Source organism: Pseudomonas sp. 273 (genome assembly GCF_029201425.1).
GTDB classification, from domain to species: domain Bacteria; phylum Pseudomonadota; class Gammaproteobacteria; order Pseudomonadales; family Pseudomonadaceae; genus Pseudomonas; species Pseudomonas delhiensis.
This window is the reverse complement of sequence record NZ_CP116775.1, coordinates 1,198,532-1,212,904: the sequence shown is the minus strand read 5'-3', so window position 1 is coordinate 1,212,904 and position 14,373 is coordinate 1,198,532. Positions and strand designations below refer to the sequence as shown.

Annotated in this window: 14 protein-coding genes and 1 tRNA gene; 3 read left to right on the top strand and 12 right to left on the bottom strand. The window is 66.3% G+C overall.

The genetic code is table 11. From position 1 onward, the window contains the following. Positions 1-185: 185 nt before the first annotated feature. Complete coding sequence (locus PKO50_RS05955) at positions 186-1,106, bottom strand: LysR family transcriptional regulator (RefSeq protein ID WP_109932312.1); 921 nt, start codon at positions 1,104-1,106, stop codon at positions 186-188. Positions 1,107-1,451: 345 nt separating this feature from the next. Here PKO50_RS05955 and PKO50_RS05950 point away from each other — a divergent pair, with 345 nt between their 5' ends. The 3 genes from PKO50_RS05950 to PKO50_RS05940 all read left to right on the top strand — a co-directional run bounded on the left by PKO50_RS05950 (position 1,452) and on the right by PKO50_RS05940 (position 5,912). Next, positions 1,452-3,851, top strand: coding sequence for a TonB-dependent receptor (locus PKO50_RS05950; RefSeq protein WP_275629117.1), 2,400 nt, complete (start codon positions 1,452-1,454; stop codon positions 3,849-3,851). Positions 3,852-3,921: 70 nt separating this feature from the next. Continuing rightward, positions 3,922-4,824 carry a TauD/TfdA family dioxygenase gene (locus PKO50_RS05945; RefSeq protein WP_275629116.1) on the top strand — a complete coding sequence of 301 codons (903 nt, stop codon included), beginning with the start codon at positions 3,922-3,924 and terminating at the stop codon, positions 4,822-4,824. A gap of 191 nt (positions 4,825-5,015) precedes the next feature. Next, positions 5,016-5,912, top strand: coding sequence for a TauD/TfdA family dioxygenase (locus tag PKO50_RS05940; RefSeq protein WP_275629115.1), 897 nt, complete (start codon positions 5,016-5,018; stop codon positions 5,910-5,912). 54 nt (positions 5,913-5,966) lie between these two features. Here the strand turns inward: PKO50_RS05940 and PKO50_RS05935 are convergent. From PKO50_RS05935 to ruvB, 11 genes are all read right to left on the bottom strand, one after another. Next, positions 5,967-6,042, bottom strand: a tRNA-Lys gene (locus PKO50_RS05935). Between the two features lie 59 nt (positions 6,043-6,101). Further along, a complete protein-coding gene (gene queC / locus PKO50_RS05930) occupies positions 6,102-6,776 on the bottom strand; it encodes a 7-cyano-7-deazaguanine synthase QueC (RefSeq protein WP_275629114.1) in 675 nt (224 codons plus the stop codon). 24 nt (positions 6,777-6,800) lie between these two features. Further along, positions 6,801-7,448 (bottom strand): 7-carboxy-7-deazaguanine synthase QueE, encoded by a 648-nt coding sequence (gene queE, locus PKO50_RS05925; RefSeq protein ID WP_089394032.1) that lies wholly within the window; start codon positions 7,446-7,448, stop codon positions 6,801-6,803. A 444-nt stretch (positions 7,449-7,892) separates the two neighbouring features. After that, a complete protein-coding gene (ybgF, locus tag PKO50_RS05920) occupies positions 7,893-8,717 on the bottom strand; it encodes a tol-pal system protein YbgF (protein WP_109935634.1) in 825 nt (274 codons plus the stop codon). Between the two features lie 6 nt (positions 8,718-8,723). Beyond that, complete coding sequence (gene pal, locus PKO50_RS05915; protein WP_009616943.1) at positions 8,724-9,230, bottom strand: peptidoglycan-associated lipoprotein Pal; 507 nt, start codon at positions 9,228-9,230, stop codon at positions 8,724-8,726. Positions 9,231-9,282: 52 nt separating this feature from the next. Beyond that, a complete protein-coding gene (tolB, locus tag PKO50_RS05910; RefSeq protein ID WP_218281440.1) occupies positions 9,283-10,527 on the bottom strand; it encodes a Tol-Pal system beta propeller repeat protein TolB in 1,245 nt (414 codons plus the stop codon). Between the two features lie 53 nt (positions 10,528-10,580). Beyond that, complete coding sequence (tolA, locus tag PKO50_RS05905) at positions 10,581-11,630, bottom strand: cell envelope integrity protein TolA (protein WP_275629113.1); 1,050 nt, start codon at positions 11,628-11,630, stop codon at positions 10,581-10,583. Continuing rightward, positions 11,630-12,094 (bottom strand): protein TolR, encoded by a 465-nt coding sequence (gene tolR, locus PKO50_RS05900; protein WP_089394036.1) that lies wholly within the window; start codon positions 12,092-12,094, stop codon positions 11,630-11,632. The genes tolA and tolR overlap by 1 nt, the downstream gene beginning before the upstream one ends. Before the next feature lie 18 nt (positions 12,095-12,112). Continuing rightward, entirely contained in the window at positions 12,113-12,808 is a 696-nt protein-coding gene (gene tolQ / locus PKO50_RS05895; protein WP_109935637.1) for a protein TolQ, read from the bottom strand. 1 nt (position 12,809) lies between these two features. Beyond that, complete coding sequence (gene ybgC / locus PKO50_RS05890; protein ID WP_074981475.1) at positions 12,810-13,256, bottom strand: tol-pal system-associated acyl-CoA thioesterase; 447 nt, start codon at positions 13,254-13,256, stop codon at positions 12,810-12,812. Between the two features lie 52 nt (positions 13,257-13,308). Further along, on the bottom strand, positions 13,309-14,373 hold the full coding sequence (gene ruvB / locus PKO50_RS05885) for a Holliday junction branch migration DNA helicase RuvB (RefSeq protein ID WP_109935638.1): 1,065 nt from the start codon (positions 14,371-14,373) through the stop codon (positions 13,309-13,311).

Sequence of the window (14,373 nt, the reverse complement as noted above, 5' to 3'; positions counted from 1 at the left end):
AAAAGTGACTCGCCCGAGGGGCGAAACAAAAAACATCCGAGTACTCGGAGCGGCGCGCTACACCAAGCCCCCAAGCCAATTGGGTTCCCGCGTTCGCGGGAATAGCGAAGGGGAGATCGGAGCACAGGCCCAAGGTTCGCGAGCAAGCTCGCTCCTACAGAATCACCCCCGCCCCGCCGGTCGCTTCACGCCACCGCGCTCCGCTCTTCCTCGTCCAGCTCCACCAACGTCTCGATCAGCGCCCGCGCCGCCGCCGAAAGGCGGTAGCCGGTACGGCTGACGATGCCGCAGCGCGCCTGCAGGCTGTCGATGTTGTGCGGCAGGTTGCGCAGGTGCAGGCGCGCCACCTCGCCGTTGGCCAGCGCCTGGCGCAGGCCGTCCTCGCTGCCCACGCCGATGGCGTCGGTCTGGCTGACGATGCGCACCAGCGAGCCCAGGTGCTCGCACTGGATGTTCGCCTGCAGGTCGCTCTTGCCACTGAGGTTGGCCAGCAGCTTGCGGATGCCCGGCGGCATCCGCGCGGAAGCCAGGGGATAGGCGAACAGGTCGTTGGTGGACAGGCTCTCCTTGGCCAGCAGCGGGTGCCCGGTGCGGCAGAAGAAGAAACCCCGGCGCGGGCTAAGCGGCCGCGTCTGGAAGCCGGGGTCGGCCTCGAAGTGGCGGATGTCGGCGATGAAGAACTCGATCTCGTCGCGCAGCAGGCTGCGCGACAGGCGCTCCCAGTTGTCCACCTGGAAGTCGATCTGCAGCCGCGGGTGCCGCCGGATCAGCCGCGCCACGGCGTCGGGCACCAGTTTCTGCGCCGGCGCCGGCCCGCAGCCGAAATGCAGTTCGCCGGCGTCCAGCTTGTTCAGCTGGGTGATTTCCTGGGTCAGGTTGGCTGCGCCCTGCACCAAGCGCAGCGCGTGCTGCAGCACCACCTGGCCTTCGGGCGTGGGGCGCAGCTCCTTGCTGCCGCGGTCCACCAGCTGGCAGCCCAGCTCCTGCTCCAGGCCCTGGATGCTGCGGCTGAAGGCCGGCTGGGTGATGCCCATGGCATCGGCCGCGCGGACGAAACTGCGGTGTTCGGTGAGGGCGATGAAGTAACGCAGTTGGCGCAGATCCATGATGCTTTACCGGCATTGAAAATATTGGACAAAGGCATTTGCCGTGGGGGATGCGCTGGTTTTAAATGCAAGCTCTTATTCCGTCAACGAAGAATAAAACTTAAATTTATTCTTTTAAGAAATAAGAATATGCCCCTCGACCAGGAGCCCCCGATGGCCTTGCACCCTTTCGCCCCGCGCCTGCTGCCGGCACGAATGCTTCCGCCTCGCGGCTGTAGCCGCTGAATGCCCGGCGTCGCCCAGACGCCCACCGAATCGAAGAGAGCCGTTCACGCCATGCCTTGCATGGCACGGCCCCCTGTTGCCCGCACCCAGCCGGGCAGTGCCTGATGCAAGGAAAAAACCATGAGCCTGAGTGCCTCGCTGCAATCCCCGTTCACGCCCCGCCCCGGCCGAACCCGGCCCGGCGCCCCCGACTACGCCCTGGTCCTGCTGCTCGCACTGGGCGGCGCGCTGCCGCTGCAGGCCGCCGAGCAGGATGACACCACCGGCGCCACGCCCGAGGCCGCCAGCGCCGCCGACAAGGACACCACTACCCAGGCCGCCGCCCTGGGCAAGGTCACGGTCACCGCCCGGCGCCGCGAGGAAGACTCGCAGAAGGTGCCCACGCCCATCACCGTGCTCGACGGCGCCACCCTGGAGAACCAGCGCATCACCAAGGTGCAGGACCTGCAGCAGGTGCTGCCCAGCGTGAACGTCGCCTACATCCACGCCCGCCAGTCGAGCATCGCCGTGCGCGGCATCGGCAACAACCCGGCCAGCGACGGCCTGGAAGGCTCCGCCGGGGTCTACCTGGACAACGTCTACCTGGGCCGCCCGGGCATGGCGGTGTTCGACCTGCTGGACATCGAGCAGCTGGAACTGCTGCGCGGCCCGCAAGGCACCCTGTTCGGCAAGAACACCACCGCCGGCGTGCTCAACATCAGCACCCGCGCGCCGACCTTCACCCCCGAGCGCACGGTGGAGGTCTCCGGCGGCCAGGAAGGCTACTTCCAGGGCCGCGGCACCGTCTCCGGGCCGCTCACCGACGAGCTGGCCGGGCGCGTCTCGGCCTACCGCACCCGCAGCGACGGCTACATCACCAACATCCACGACGACAACAAGCTCAACGGCGGCGAGCGCCAGGGCATCCGCGGGCAACTGCTGTACAAGCCCGGCGAGGACTTCAGCCTGCGCTGGATCAGCGAGTACAACGAGGAGGACTCCAGCAACGGCAGCATGGTCGTCTACGGCGCCGCACCGCGCTTCTGGCAGCGCGCCGCGCTGGTCGGCGCCTCGCCGATCGCCGACCCGGACCGGCACAAGGTCAACATCGACAGCCGCCAGCACGTCAGCGTGCACCAGGGCGGCAGCTCGGTGGAGGCCAACTGGAAGCTGGCCAACGACTTCACCCTGACCTCCATCAGCGCCTACCGCTTCTGGAACTTCACCCCGGCCAACGACGAGCAGCTGAACGTCTCGGCGATCCGCAACACCGGGGTGGCGGTGCGCGACCGCCAGTTCTCCCAGGAGATCCGCCTGGCCTCGCCCACCGGCGGCGCCTTCGACTACGTGGTCGGCGCCTACGCGTTCAACCAGAACCTGGGCAACAAGACCTTCACCGACTACGGCCCGCTGGCCGACAGCTACCTGCTGGGCACCAACCTCAACGCGCTGAACAACGCTTCCAGCAAGGCCAACGGCAAGATCGAGACCGACAGCTTCGCGCTCTTCTCCCAGGGCACCTGGCACCTCACCGACAAGCTCGACTTCACCGCCGGCCTGCGCGGCACCTACGAGGAGAAGGACGCCAAGGTGAAGCGCTACGCCCCGGTGGGCGGCGCCCCCGTGACCGGCGCCGGCGCGGTGGTGCGCAACGGCCAGCTGGGCGCCTACGACTCCGGCGACCTCAGCGTGTACAGCTTCGCCCCCTCGGCGCTGCTCAGCCTGAGCTACCAGTTCAGCGACGACCTGCTGGGCTACGCCTCGCTGTCCCATGGCGAGAAGTCCGGCGGGGTGAACCTGGCGGTGGCCAGTGCGCCGAGCGCCGGCGCCGACTCCCTGCTGGTCGGCCCGGAGCGGGCCAACGACGCCGAGCTGGGCCTGAAATCGACGCTGTTCGAGCGCCGCCTGCAGCTCAACGCCAACCTCTTCTGGACCGGCATCCACGGCTACCAGGCCACCACCCTGTACCAGCCGGCCGGCTCCTCCCAGCTGGTGCAGGTGCTCTCCAATGCCGGCAGCGTGCGCTCCCGCGGCCTTGAACTGGAGGCCACCGCCCTGCCGATCCGCGGCCTGACGCTGAACTTCAACGGCTCCTACAACGACGTCACCTACCTGTCGTTCAAGGACGCCCCGTGCCCGGCGGAGATCAGCACCCAGCCCGGAGCCCCGGCCAGCTGCGACCTCACCGGCAAGCGCGTGGTCGGCGCCTCGAAATGGATCGCCAACCTCAACGGCGAATACAAGTGGCAGCTGGCCAACCGCTTCGAACCCTACGTCAACGCCAGCTACTCGTACCGCTCCGAGGCCGAGGGCACCCTGGACGACTCCGACCTCTCGAAGATCCCCGGCTACGGCCTGGCGAACTTCTCCGTCGGCGTGCGCCACGACCTCGGCGACGGCCAGCTGGACGCCTCGGTCTGGCTGAAGAACGCCTTCGACAAGGACTACTACCTGGCCGCCTTCGCCAGCATCAACGGCTCCTACACCGCCTCGGTGGGCCAGCCGCGCACCCTGGGCGCCTCGGTCCGCTACGACTTCTGATCCCACTCACCGCGCGGCGCAGTCCCGCGCGGCCCCTTGCAGTACCACCTACAGCAATGAGGAAAACCAGATGAGCAACGCAGCACACGCCGTACAACCCGCCGTACGACTCGACATCCACCCGGTGGCCGGGCGCATCGGCGCCGAGATCCGCGGGGTGACTCTGTCCGGCAGCCTGGACGCCGCCACGGTCGAGGCCATCCAGGCCGCCCTGGTCGAGCACAAGGTGATCTTCTTCCGCGGCCAGGGCCAGCTCGACGACCAGGGCCAGGAGGCCTTCGCCAAGCTGCTCGGCGAGCCGGTGGCGCACCCGACGGTGCCGGTGCGCGACGGCACCGAGTACCTGCTCGAACTGGATGGCGCCGAAGGCCGCCGGGCCAACTCCTGGCACACCGACGTGACCTTCGTCGAGGCCTACCCCAAGGCCTCCATCCTGCGCAACGTAGTGGCCCCGGAAGCCGGCGGCGACACCGTATGGGCCAACACCGCCAGCGCCTACGACGACCTCACCGACGAGCTCAAGGCGCTGGCCGACAAGCTCTGGGCCGTGCACAGCAACGAATACGACTACGCCGCGGCCAAGCCCAACGCCGACCCGGCGCGCCTGGAGCACTACCGCAAGGTGTTCACCTCCACCGTCTACGAGACCGAGCACCCGGTGGTGCGCGTGCACCCCATCAGCGGCGAACGCAACCTGCTGCTGGGGCACTTCGTGAAGCGCCTGAAGGGCCTGTCGCAGCACGACTCCCAGCACCTCTTCGCGGTGCTGCAAAGCCACGTCACCCGCCTGGAGAACACCGTGCGCTGGCGCTGGCAGGCCGGCGACGTGGCCATCTGGGACAACCGCGCCACCCAGCACTACGCGGTGGACGACTACGGCACCCAGCCGCGCATCGTGCGCCGCGTGACCCTGGCCGGCGAGGTGCCGGTGGGGGTGGACGGGCAGCGTAGCCGGACCGTCAAGAAAGCCTGAAAGCACACCCTCTCCCTAACCTCTCCCTGAAGGGAGAGGGGACTGGATCGGCGTGAAGCGAAACCATGGTTGGATCCTGCAGACGCGGTAGCAGGACAGCACAGAAGACGCGCTTCGCACGGATACCCCCTCTCCCTTCAGGGAGAGGGCCGGGGAGAGGGTGACCCAAGCCTGACACGGAGAACCAAACCATGAGCCAATCCGCCGCCCTCAAGGCACCGCAAGAAACCCTGATCGAACCCTTCGCCATCATCCCCCTCGACGCCCCGCTGGGCGCCGAGGTCCGCGGCCTGGACGCGCGCCAGCCACTGACGCCGGAGCAAATCCTGGCGATCAGGCAGGCCCACCGCGAGCACCACATCCTGATCTTCCGCGACCAGCAGCTGGACGACGAGCAGTACCTGCGCTTCGCCACCCTGTTCGGCGCGGTGTTCCAGCCGCCGGCGGACGTGCCGGTGCTGTCCTCCGGCGCCGACGGCAAGGCCCCGGACATCGTCAAGGTGGCCAACACCGGCGATGGCGAGCTGGGCAACTTCGCCCTGCCCGCCCACGTCGACCACCAGTGGACGCCGCTGCCCTCCTCCGGCTCCTTCCTCTACGCCCTGGAAGTGCCGAACAGCGGTGGCGAGACGCACTTCACCAACCTGGCGCTGGCGTATGAAAGCCTGGACGAGGCCACCCGCCAGGAGATCGACGGCCTGCGGCTGATCAACTACAACCCCTTCGTGCGCCTGAAGAACGGCTACGCCGGCGGCTTCGTCACCTACCGCACCCCGGACATCGAGCCGATCCAGGGCACCGAGCACCCGCTGGTGCGCACCCACCCGGAAAGCGGCAAGCGCGTGCTCTACCTCAGCGTGCACACCGAGGTGGAAATCCCCGGTCACGAGCCGCAGCAGGGCAAGGCGCTGATCGAGCGGCTGCGCGCGCACCTGCAGCGCCCGGAGCTGAGCTACACGCACAAATGGAAAGTGGGCGACATCGTCTGGTGGGACAACCAGGCCACCCTGCACGGCCGCAACGCCTTCCCGGCCAGCGAGCGGCGGCGCCTCAAGCGCATCAGCCTGGGCGGCAGCCGGCCGTTCTGAGTTTTTCGCGGGCAAAGAAAAAGCCCCTGGCCTATGGCCAGGGGCTTTGCGAAGTGGTGGGTCGTGTAGGATTCGAACCTACGACCAATTGGTTAAAAGCCAACTGCTCTACCGACTGAGCTAACGACCCAACGCGAGGCGTATAATACTGATTTCTAACGCAAAAACAACACCCTTACGAAAAATTTTTCAGAAATATCTCGTAGGGTCTGAAATCCCCGCCGCGGCGAAGCCTTCCGAACGCAGGCGGCAGCTGTCGCACTTGCCGCAGGCGCGGCCTTCGTCGTCCGCCTGGTAGCAGCTCACGGTCAGCGCGTAGTCCACGCCGCGGGCCACGCCGGCCTGGATGATCTGTGCCTTGGAGAGGAACTGCAGCGGCGCCTGGATGCGGAAGCCGTCGCCCTCGACACCGGCCTTGGTGGCCAGGTTGGCCATGCGCTCGAAGGCCTCGACGAACTCGGGGCGGCAGTCCGGGTAGCCGGAATAGTCCACGGCGTTGACGCCGATGAAGATGTCCCGCGCACCGAGCACCTCGGCCCAGCCCAGGGCCAGGGAAAGGAACACGGTGTTGCGCGCCGGCACGTAGGTGACCGGGATGCCCTCGCTGGGCGCCTCGGGCACGGCGATGCTGCTGTCGGTCAGCGCCGAGCCGCCGATGCCGTTGAGGTTGAGGCCGATGACCTTGTGTTCCACCACGCCCAGCTGGCGGGCGACGCGCTCGGCGGCCTGGAGTTCGGCGCGGTGACGCTGGCCGTAGTCGAAGCTCATGCTGTAGCAGGCGTAGCCCTCGGCCTTGGCCATGGCCACCACGGTGGCGGAGTCGAGCCCGCCGGAGAGCAGGATGATGGCTTTCTTCTGAGTCATGTGATTACCCTTCCCGTCCGCGTCTCAGCGACCCGGTTCGTCGTTCCAGAGGAGCTTGTGCAGTTGCATCTGGAAGCGCACCGGCAGGTTGTCGGCGACTATCCAGTCGGCCAGCTCGCGCGGCGCCAGCTGGTGGTGGCTCGGCGAGAACAGCACTTCGCCAGCACGCTCGTCGAGGCGGTACTCGATCAGCTTGGAGACCGCCCAGTCGTAATCCTCGCGGGAGCAGAGGACGAACTTGACCTGGTCGTTGCCGGTGAGCTGGGCGATGTTCTCGTAGCGGTTGCGGCGCACCTCGCCGGAGCCCGGGGTCTTCAGGTCGAGCACCCGGCTGACGCGGCGGTCGGTGGCGGAGATGTCCAGCGCGCCGCTGGTTTCCAGCGATACCGCATAGCCGGCATCGCACAGGCGCTGCAGCAGCGGCAGGCAGTTGGGCTGCGCCAGCGGTTCGCCGCCGGTGACGCAGACGTGGCGCGGCCGGTAGCCGGCGACGGTTTCGAGGATGCTGTCCAGGCTGCGGATCTCGCCGCCACTGAAGGCGTAGGCGGAGTCGCAGTACTGGCAGCGCAGGGGGCAGCCGGTCAGGCGCACGAACACGGTCGGCAGTCCGACGGTGCGCGCTTCCCCCTGCAACGAGTAGAAGATCTCGGTGATTCGCAGGGTCTGTTGCATATCAGCCACGGGCGTGACGGCTGTACAGGCCATCCGCCTCCGTTGCGGTGTAATGAGCGAACGCGACAGGCGTCCGGGAACCCCGGGCGGGCAGACATCAGCCGAGCTGAAACCGCTCCGCGGCTCCGGGTGGCGGCGATTCTAGCGAAAAAACCGGCGCCCGGCGCGGAATGTTGTTCATTCGGGCGATGGTGGGGTTCAACGCAATCGCGGACGGAGTCCGCTCCTACAGTTCCAGGGAGGCTCGCTCCTGGCCGGTGACGTAGGAGCGGGCCCTGCCCGCGATTCGCGAGCAGGGCGCGCTCCTACAAGGGGATGACGTGGGTGGGGCGGCGTAGGGTCCGCGATCGGATTTACCGGCCACGCCGGACATCCCGGTAGCAATGAAAAACGCCGTTTCCCCCTGCTGGAAGAAACGGCGTTTTCAGATGAGCGACAAGAGGCTTACTTGAGGCTCTTCAGGTCACGCTGGGCCAGTTGCGCGGCGGAGCTGCCCGGGTACTGGGCGACCACCTGCTGGAGGATGCCGCGGGCCTTGTCGTTGTTGCCCAGGCGGCGTTCCACGTCGGCCAGCTTGTACAGCGAGTCCGGCACCTTGGGGCTGCTCGGGTAGGCCTGGCTGACCTTGGCGAAGGCCTGGCCGGCGCCCTGCAGGTCGCCCTTGGCCAGGTTCACCTCGCCGAGCCAGTACTGGGCGTTGCCGGCGTACTGGCTGCCGGGGTACTTGCGCAGGAAGGCGCCGAAGGCCTGGCTGGCCTTGTCGAAGTCCTTGGCCTTGATCAGGTCGAAAGCCGCGTCGTAGTAGAGCTTCTCTTTCGCCGGATCGCCCGGCTCGCTGCTCGCGGGCTGGGCCTGTTGCTGCTGGGCGGCTGCGGCGCCGGCCGCTGCGCCCGCACCGGCGGCGCTGCCGTCGGTGGAGGAGTTCTGTGCCGCCGGAGCGGAGGAAAGGCGACGGTCGAGGTCCTGGTAACGCTCGAGGCTTTCCTGCTTCAGCTGCTGGATCTGGTTCTGCTGCTCTTCGAGGGTGCCGCGCAGGCGGGCGATCTCGTCCTGCATCTGCTGCAGTTGCAGGAACAGCTGGGCTTGCCCGGAGACGGGAGCGGCCGCAGCCGCCCCGCCACCGGCATAAGCACCATCAGTGCCTGCGGTGCCGTACCCCGCGGGCGGCGCGCTGGCGTAGCCGCCATCGTTACCATCCACCACCGGAACCGCGGCCGCCGCCATCAGCGGCAGGCCGCAGACCATCAAGGTCAGAAATCGCAGGCGCATAGGGTCTTACTTCTTCAGCTCGACGCGACGGTTCTGAGCCCAGGACTGTTCGTCGTGGCCGGTGGCAACCGGACGCTCCTTACCGTAGGAAACCAGCTCCAGCTGAGCCGGGGAAACACCCTGCAGCACCAGGTAGCGCTGAACGGCCTTGGCGCGACGCTCGCCCAGAGCCATGTTGTACTCGCGGGTGCCGCGCTCGTCGGTGTGGCCTTCCAGGACAACGTGCTGGCCGCTGCCTTTGAGGTCTTTGGCGTGTACGTCCAGAGCGCGCATGGCTTCCGGCTTCAGGTCGGAGCTGTCGTACTCGAAGTAGAAGGTGGTGATCGCACGCAGGGCGGCTTCGTCGCTCAGGCTGCCGTCAACGGCACCGCTGTTGGCGCCGTAGCCAGCGTTCGGGTCAACGCCGCCATTGGCGCCTTCACCAGTAGCATCGCCTTTCTTGGACGAGCAACCTACGGCTACGGCCATGGCGAGGGCGATAACGGCAAATTTGCCGAATTTCAGCATTTCCATCATGTAACTCCTAATGAACCCCAGTGTATAAGTTTGAAACAGTTGGCAACCGTCAGTTCAGGTAAGGGGACCAGGAAGGCTCGCGCACGTCGCCCTGAGCGGTGGGTAGCGGTAACCGAACACGTCCGTTGATGCTGGTCAGCATCAACACGCCCCGGTCCTGCTGGCGGGACGCGTATATTATCATCGTGCCATTTGGCGCGACAGTGGGCGAGTCGTTAAGGGTTGTGTTCGAAAGTACCCGCAGATTGCCGCGTTGCAGGTCCTGGGCGGCGATCTGGAAGTTGGTGAAACCTTCCTGGCGGTGGACCATCACCAGGGTCTTCTCGTCGGCCGAGAGTTTCGGGTTGGCGTTGTAGTTGCCGGTGAAGGTCACGCGGTCGGTAGCGCCGCTGTTGACGTTCATCTTGTAGATCTGCGGCTTGCCGCCACGGTCCGAGGTGAAGTACAGGGTCGAGCCGTCCTTGCCCCAGAAGGGTTCGGTGTCGATGGCCGCGTTGTTGGTCAGGCGGCGCAGCTGGCGCGAGCCCAGGTCCATCAGGTAGATCTCCGGGTTGCCGTCGCGCGACAGCACCAGGGCCAGGCGGTTGCCGTCCGGGGAGAACGCCGGGGCGCCGTTGAGGCCCTCGAAGTTGGTCAGTTGCTCGCGGCGGCCGGTGTCGACGTACTGCATGAAGATGCGCGGGCGCTTCTGCTCGAAGGACACGTAGGCGATGCGGCGGCCGTCCGGCGAGAAGCGCGGCGAGAGGATCGGCTCGCGCGACTGCAGCAGGGTCACCGGGCGCGCGCCGTCGTAGTCGGAGCGCTGCAGGGTGAAGCGGGTGTTGTCGGCGGAGAAGCGCTCGGCGGTCACGTAGAGCAGCTTGGTGGAGAAGGCGCCCTTGATGCCGGTGAGCTTCTCGAACGACTGGTCGGCGATGAAGTGCGACATGTCGCGCAGCTGCTCGACGCTGCCGCCGACGCTGCCGGTGACGATCTGCTGCTGGGTGGCGACGTTGAACAGGCCGTACTGCACCTGCAGGCGGCCGCCGGCCGGGGTGATGTTGCCGATCAGCACGTATTGCGCGCCGAGGGCCTGCCAGTCGCGGTAGATCACCTCGCTGGCCTGGGCCGGCAGGCTGATCATGTTCTGCCGCGGGATCGGCTCGAAGTAGCCGGAGTTGCGCAGGTCGTTGCCGATGATGTTGGCCATGTCGTCGGGCAGGACGTTGCCACCCTGCCAGCCGAAGGGCACCACGGCGATCGGCACGGCCCGGTCGGCCCCGCTGGTCACCAGAATGTTCTTCTCATCTGCCATCGCTACGCCTGCCACGCAGAGCAGGGCGACGAGCAATCCTCTGAAAATCTTGATCACAGCGTGAGGTCCTCAGGCGTGAAGGTCATCTTGAAGGAACGGTAGGGATTGAAGTCCTTGGGACTCAGGCCCTGCATTTCAGTAATGCGACCGACGTTCCTCACGGCGTTCACCGCGGAATTGTCGAACGCCTTGTCGCCGCTGGAGCGGACGACGGTCGCATTGGTGATGGTGCCATCGGGCAGCATGCTGATCTGCACGGTAACACTCATGCCGTTGCGGGCCGATGGCGGACGCGACCAGCCCTCGGATACCCGGGAGCGGATCAGGTCGTCGAAGTTGCCTGCCACCTCGTTGCCCTGTTCGTCGGCCAGGGCCTGCTGGCGCTGCGTGTCGTCGGACAGCAGTTCGGCCAGGGCCTGGGCCTTCTTGTCTTCCTGAGCCTTCTTCGCCGCAGCCTGGGCAGCGGCCTTCTTCTTCGCGGCGTCGGCGGCAGCCTTCTTCTTGGCGTCCTCCGCGGCGGCGAGTTTCTTGGCCTGCTCCTCGGCTTTCTTCCTGGCCTCTTCGGCGGCCTTCTTCTTGGCCTCCTCCGCGGCTTGTTTCTTGGCTTCTTCCTCGGCTTGCTTCTTGGCCTCTTCCTCGGCCTTCTTCTTGGCGATGTCGGCCTGCTGCTTCTGCGCAGCGGCCTTGGCCTCGGCCGCCTTCTTGGCGGCGTCTGCGGCCTTCTTCGCCTCGGCTGCCTTGGCTGCTTCCGCAGCTTTCTCGGCATCCGCAGCCTTTCGAGCCTCATCGGCTTTCTTTTGTTCCGCAGCTTTCGCCGCGGCTACGGCTTCCTGCTCGACCTTCTTTTGCTCCAGCTGTTCCTGTTCGTACTGCTTGGCAGAGGTCTTCTTCGCCTCCCCGGCGATCTTCTGGTTGGTCTGCTGCGTGGCCTGGCTCTTGGATTTGAGCTGGTAGAGCGTAGCCTGGACGATCGGACGCGCAGGCGGCAGCTCGGGCGTCATGGCCCAACTGACGAAGAGCATCGCGAAAATCAGGACGTGCAGCGCTACCGCCAGTACGACCGGCCAGAAGTAGCTTTCCGATGGGGAGTGTTCGCGTTGCATCAAGTTCCGGGCGCCTCGGTAATCAGCCCGACGTTACCTACGCCGGCCTTCTGCAATCCGCCCATGACAGCCATGACGGAGCCGTAGTCGACAGCCTTGTCGCCACGCACGAAGACCTGCACTTTCTTACCCTGACTGCTGTTCTGGGCCAGGATGGCGGTTGCCGCGCTGACCAGTTGGTCCAGCGCCACCGCGGTCTGACTGCCCTTGCCCTGGTCGGGGTCGACTTCCGAACCCATGTTCCAGTAATAGGTCTTGTCGGCCTTGATCGAAATGGTCAGCACCCGCGAGTCGTTGTCCTGCGGGAGCACTTCGCTGGAGACCTTGGGCAGGTCGACCTTGACGCCCTGGTTCAGCATCGGTGCGGTCACCATGAAAATGACCAGCAGTACCAGCATCACGTCGATGTATGGCACCACGTTCATTTCAGCGACCGGCTTGCGTTTATGACGGACCCTTGCCATGTCGGCTCACCTCTCTGGTCAATCGTCGCTGGCGTGGACTTTGCGGTGCAGGATGGCCTGGAACTCGTCGGCGAAGGTGTAGTAGCGGCCGATCAGCATTTCCGAGCGCGCGGCGAAGCGGTTGTAGGCGATGACTGCGGGGATCGCGGCGAACAGGCCGATGGCGGTGGCGACCAGGGCCTCGGCGATGCCGGGGGCGACGGTGGCCAGGGTGGCCTGCTGCACGGCGGCCAGGCCGCGGAAGGAGTTCATGATGCCCCAGACGGTGCCGAACAGGCCGATGTACGGACTGGTGGAGCCGACGGTGGCGAGGAACGGCAGGCTGGTTTCCAGCTTCTCTTCCTCACGGGAGATGGCCACGCGCATGGAACGGGCCACGCCTTCCATCACCGCGTCCGGGTCGACGCCGGACTGCTGGCGCAGGCGCGAGAACTCCTTGAAGCCGGCACGGAAGATCTGCTCCACGCCCGAGTCCGGGTCGGGGTTGCTGCCGGCCTGGCGGTACAGCTTGGACAGGTCGATGCCCGACCAGAAGCGTTCTTCGAAGCCATCCAGGGCTTTCTTGGCCGAGCGCATCATGTTGCTGCGCTGGAAGATCATGATCCAAGAAGTGACCGAGGCGGCCACCAGGGTGAGCATGACCAGCTGCACCACGATACTGGCGTTGCTGATCAGGCTCCACATGGAGGTATGGTCGACGACGTTCGGTTCCACGTTATTCTCCTGCTGAAAGGGTGTCCGGAGTGCCGGCAAATGCCGCACGCAACACTTCGGGGATGGCGCGGGGCCTGAGGTTGTCAGCCCGTACGCACGCCACCAGGAAGCGGCCTTCGCATAGCAAGGCCGAATCCGACGCTCGACGAACCTGTTGACGGAAACGCAGGCTCGCGCGGTTCAACTCCTCGACCTCGGCGCTGACGACCAGCTCGTCGTCCAGACGGGCCGGCGCGTGGTAGCGCGCTTCGGCCGAATGAACGACGAAAAGCAGGTTCTCACCTGCCAGCTGGGATTGGGCGAAGCCCAGAGCCCGCAGCCGCTCGGTGCGAGCCCGCTCCATGAACTTGAGGTAGTTGACGTAGTAGACGATGCCGCCCGCATCGGTGTCCTCGTAATAGACCCGGAATCGATGCTCGAACGGCTGACCCCCGTGTTGCGCGCGCATACTCTAGAACCAAGTTGGGGCTTTGCCAATCGGCAATCAGCCACAAATGCAATTAATTACCATCTTCAGACGAGAAAAGATCCGGCATCGCATCCTCCCCCATCCGCTTCGGCAGTTTCAGACCGAAATGCAGGTAGGCATGCCGGGTGACGACCCGTCCCCGCGGCGTGCGCATGATATAGCCTTGCTGGATCAAATAGGGCTCCAGCACGTCCTCGATCGTATGTTTTTCTTCGCCGATGGCCGCGGCGATGTTGTCCAGCCCCACCGGCCCGCCGTCGAACTTGTCGATCATGGTCAGCAGTAGACGCCGGTCCTGGTGGTCGAAGCCACGCTCGTCGACGTCCAGCAGGTTCAGCGCCTTGTCCGCCACCTCGCTGCTGATCGCGCCGCTGGCGCGCACCTCGGCGAAATCGCGCACGCGGCGCAGCAGGCGGTTGGCGATGCGCGGCGTGCCACGGGCGCGGCGGGCGATCTCGAAGGCCCCGGCCGGGTCCATGTCCAGGCCGAGGATGCCGGCCGAACGGGCGACGATGGTCGCCAGGTCGTCGACGCTGTAGAACTCCAGGCGCTGGACGATGCCGAAGCGGTCGCGCAGCGGGTTGGTCAGCATGCCGGCGCGGGTGGTGGCGCCGACCAGGGTGAAGGGCGGCAGGTCGAGCTTGATGGAGCGCGCCGCCGGCCCTTCGCCAATCATGATGTCGAGCTGGAAGTCTTCCATCGCCGGGTACAGCACTTCTTCGACGATGGGCGAGAGGCGGTGGATCTCGTCGACGAAGAGCACGTCGCCCGGCTCGAGGTTGGTCAGCAGCGCTGCCAGGTCGCCGGGGCGCTCCAGCACCGGGCCGGAGGTGCTCTTGATGGCCACGCCCATCTCCTGGGCGATGATGTTCGCCAGGGTGGTCTTGCCCAGGCCCGGCGGGCCGAAGATCAGCGTGTGGTCCAGGGCCTCCTTGCGGCCGCGGGCGGCGCTGATGAACAGCTCCATCTGCTCGCGCACGCTGGGCTGGCCGATGTAGTCGGACAGGCTCAGCGGACGGATGGCGCGGTCCAGCTGTTCCTCGCGCTCGCGAGGGCCGGCGGTGGCGGCCGAAATCAGGCGATCGGTCTCGATCAT

What these genes read in the sequence shown, in the direction of transcription:
- ybgF (WP_109935634.1), bottom strand. Translation starts at nt 8,717, where the DNA reads ATGCGCCTGCGATTTCTGACCTTGATGGTCTGCGGCCTGCCGCTGATG.
- PKO50_RS05945 (WP_275629116.1), top strand. Translation starts at nt 3,922, where the DNA reads ATGAGCAACGCAGCACACGCCGTACAACCCGCCGTACGACTCGACATC.
- PKO50_RS05950 (WP_275629117.1), top strand. Translation starts at nt 1,452, where the DNA reads ATGAGCCTGAGTGCCTCGCTGCAATCCCCGTTCACGCCCCGCCCCGGC.
- PKO50_RS05955 (WP_109932312.1), bottom strand. Translation starts at nt 1,106, where the DNA reads ATGGATCTGCGCCAACTGCGTTACTTCATCGCCCTCACCGAACACCGC.
- tolR (WP_089394036.1), bottom strand. Translation starts at nt 12,094, where the DNA reads ATGGCAAGGGTCCGTCATAAACGCAAGCCGGTCGCTGAAATGAACGTG.
- tolA (WP_275629113.1), bottom strand. Translation starts at nt 11,630, where the DNA reads ATGCAACGCGAACACTCCCCATCGGAAAGCTACTTCTGGCCGGTCGTA.
- queC (WP_275629114.1), bottom strand. Translation starts at nt 6,776, where the DNA reads ATGACTCAGAAGAAAGCCATCATCCTGCTCTCCGGCGGGCTCGACTCC.
- PKO50_RS05940 (WP_275629115.1), top strand. Translation starts at nt 5,016, where the DNA reads ATGAGCCAATCCGCCGCCCTCAAGGCACCGCAAGAAACCCTGATCGAA.
- ruvB (WP_109935638.1), bottom strand. Translation starts at nt 14,373, where the DNA reads ATGATCGAGACCGATCGCCTGATTTCGGCCGCCACCGCCGGCCCTCGC.
- pal (WP_009616943.1), bottom strand. Translation starts at nt 9,230, where the DNA reads ATGGAAATGCTGAAATTCGGCAAATTTGCCGTTATCGCCCTCGCCATG.
- ybgC (WP_074981475.1), bottom strand. Translation starts at nt 13,256, where the DNA reads ATGCGCGCGCAACACGGGGGTCAGCCGTTCGAGCATCGATTCCGGGTC.
- tolB (WP_218281440.1), bottom strand. Translation starts at nt 10,527, where the DNA reads ATGGCAGATGAGAAGAACATTCTGGTGACCAGCGGGGCCGACCGGGCC.
- queE (WP_089394032.1), bottom strand. Translation starts at nt 7,448, where the DNA reads ATGCAACAGACCCTGCGAATCACCGAGATCTTCTACTCGTTGCAGGGG.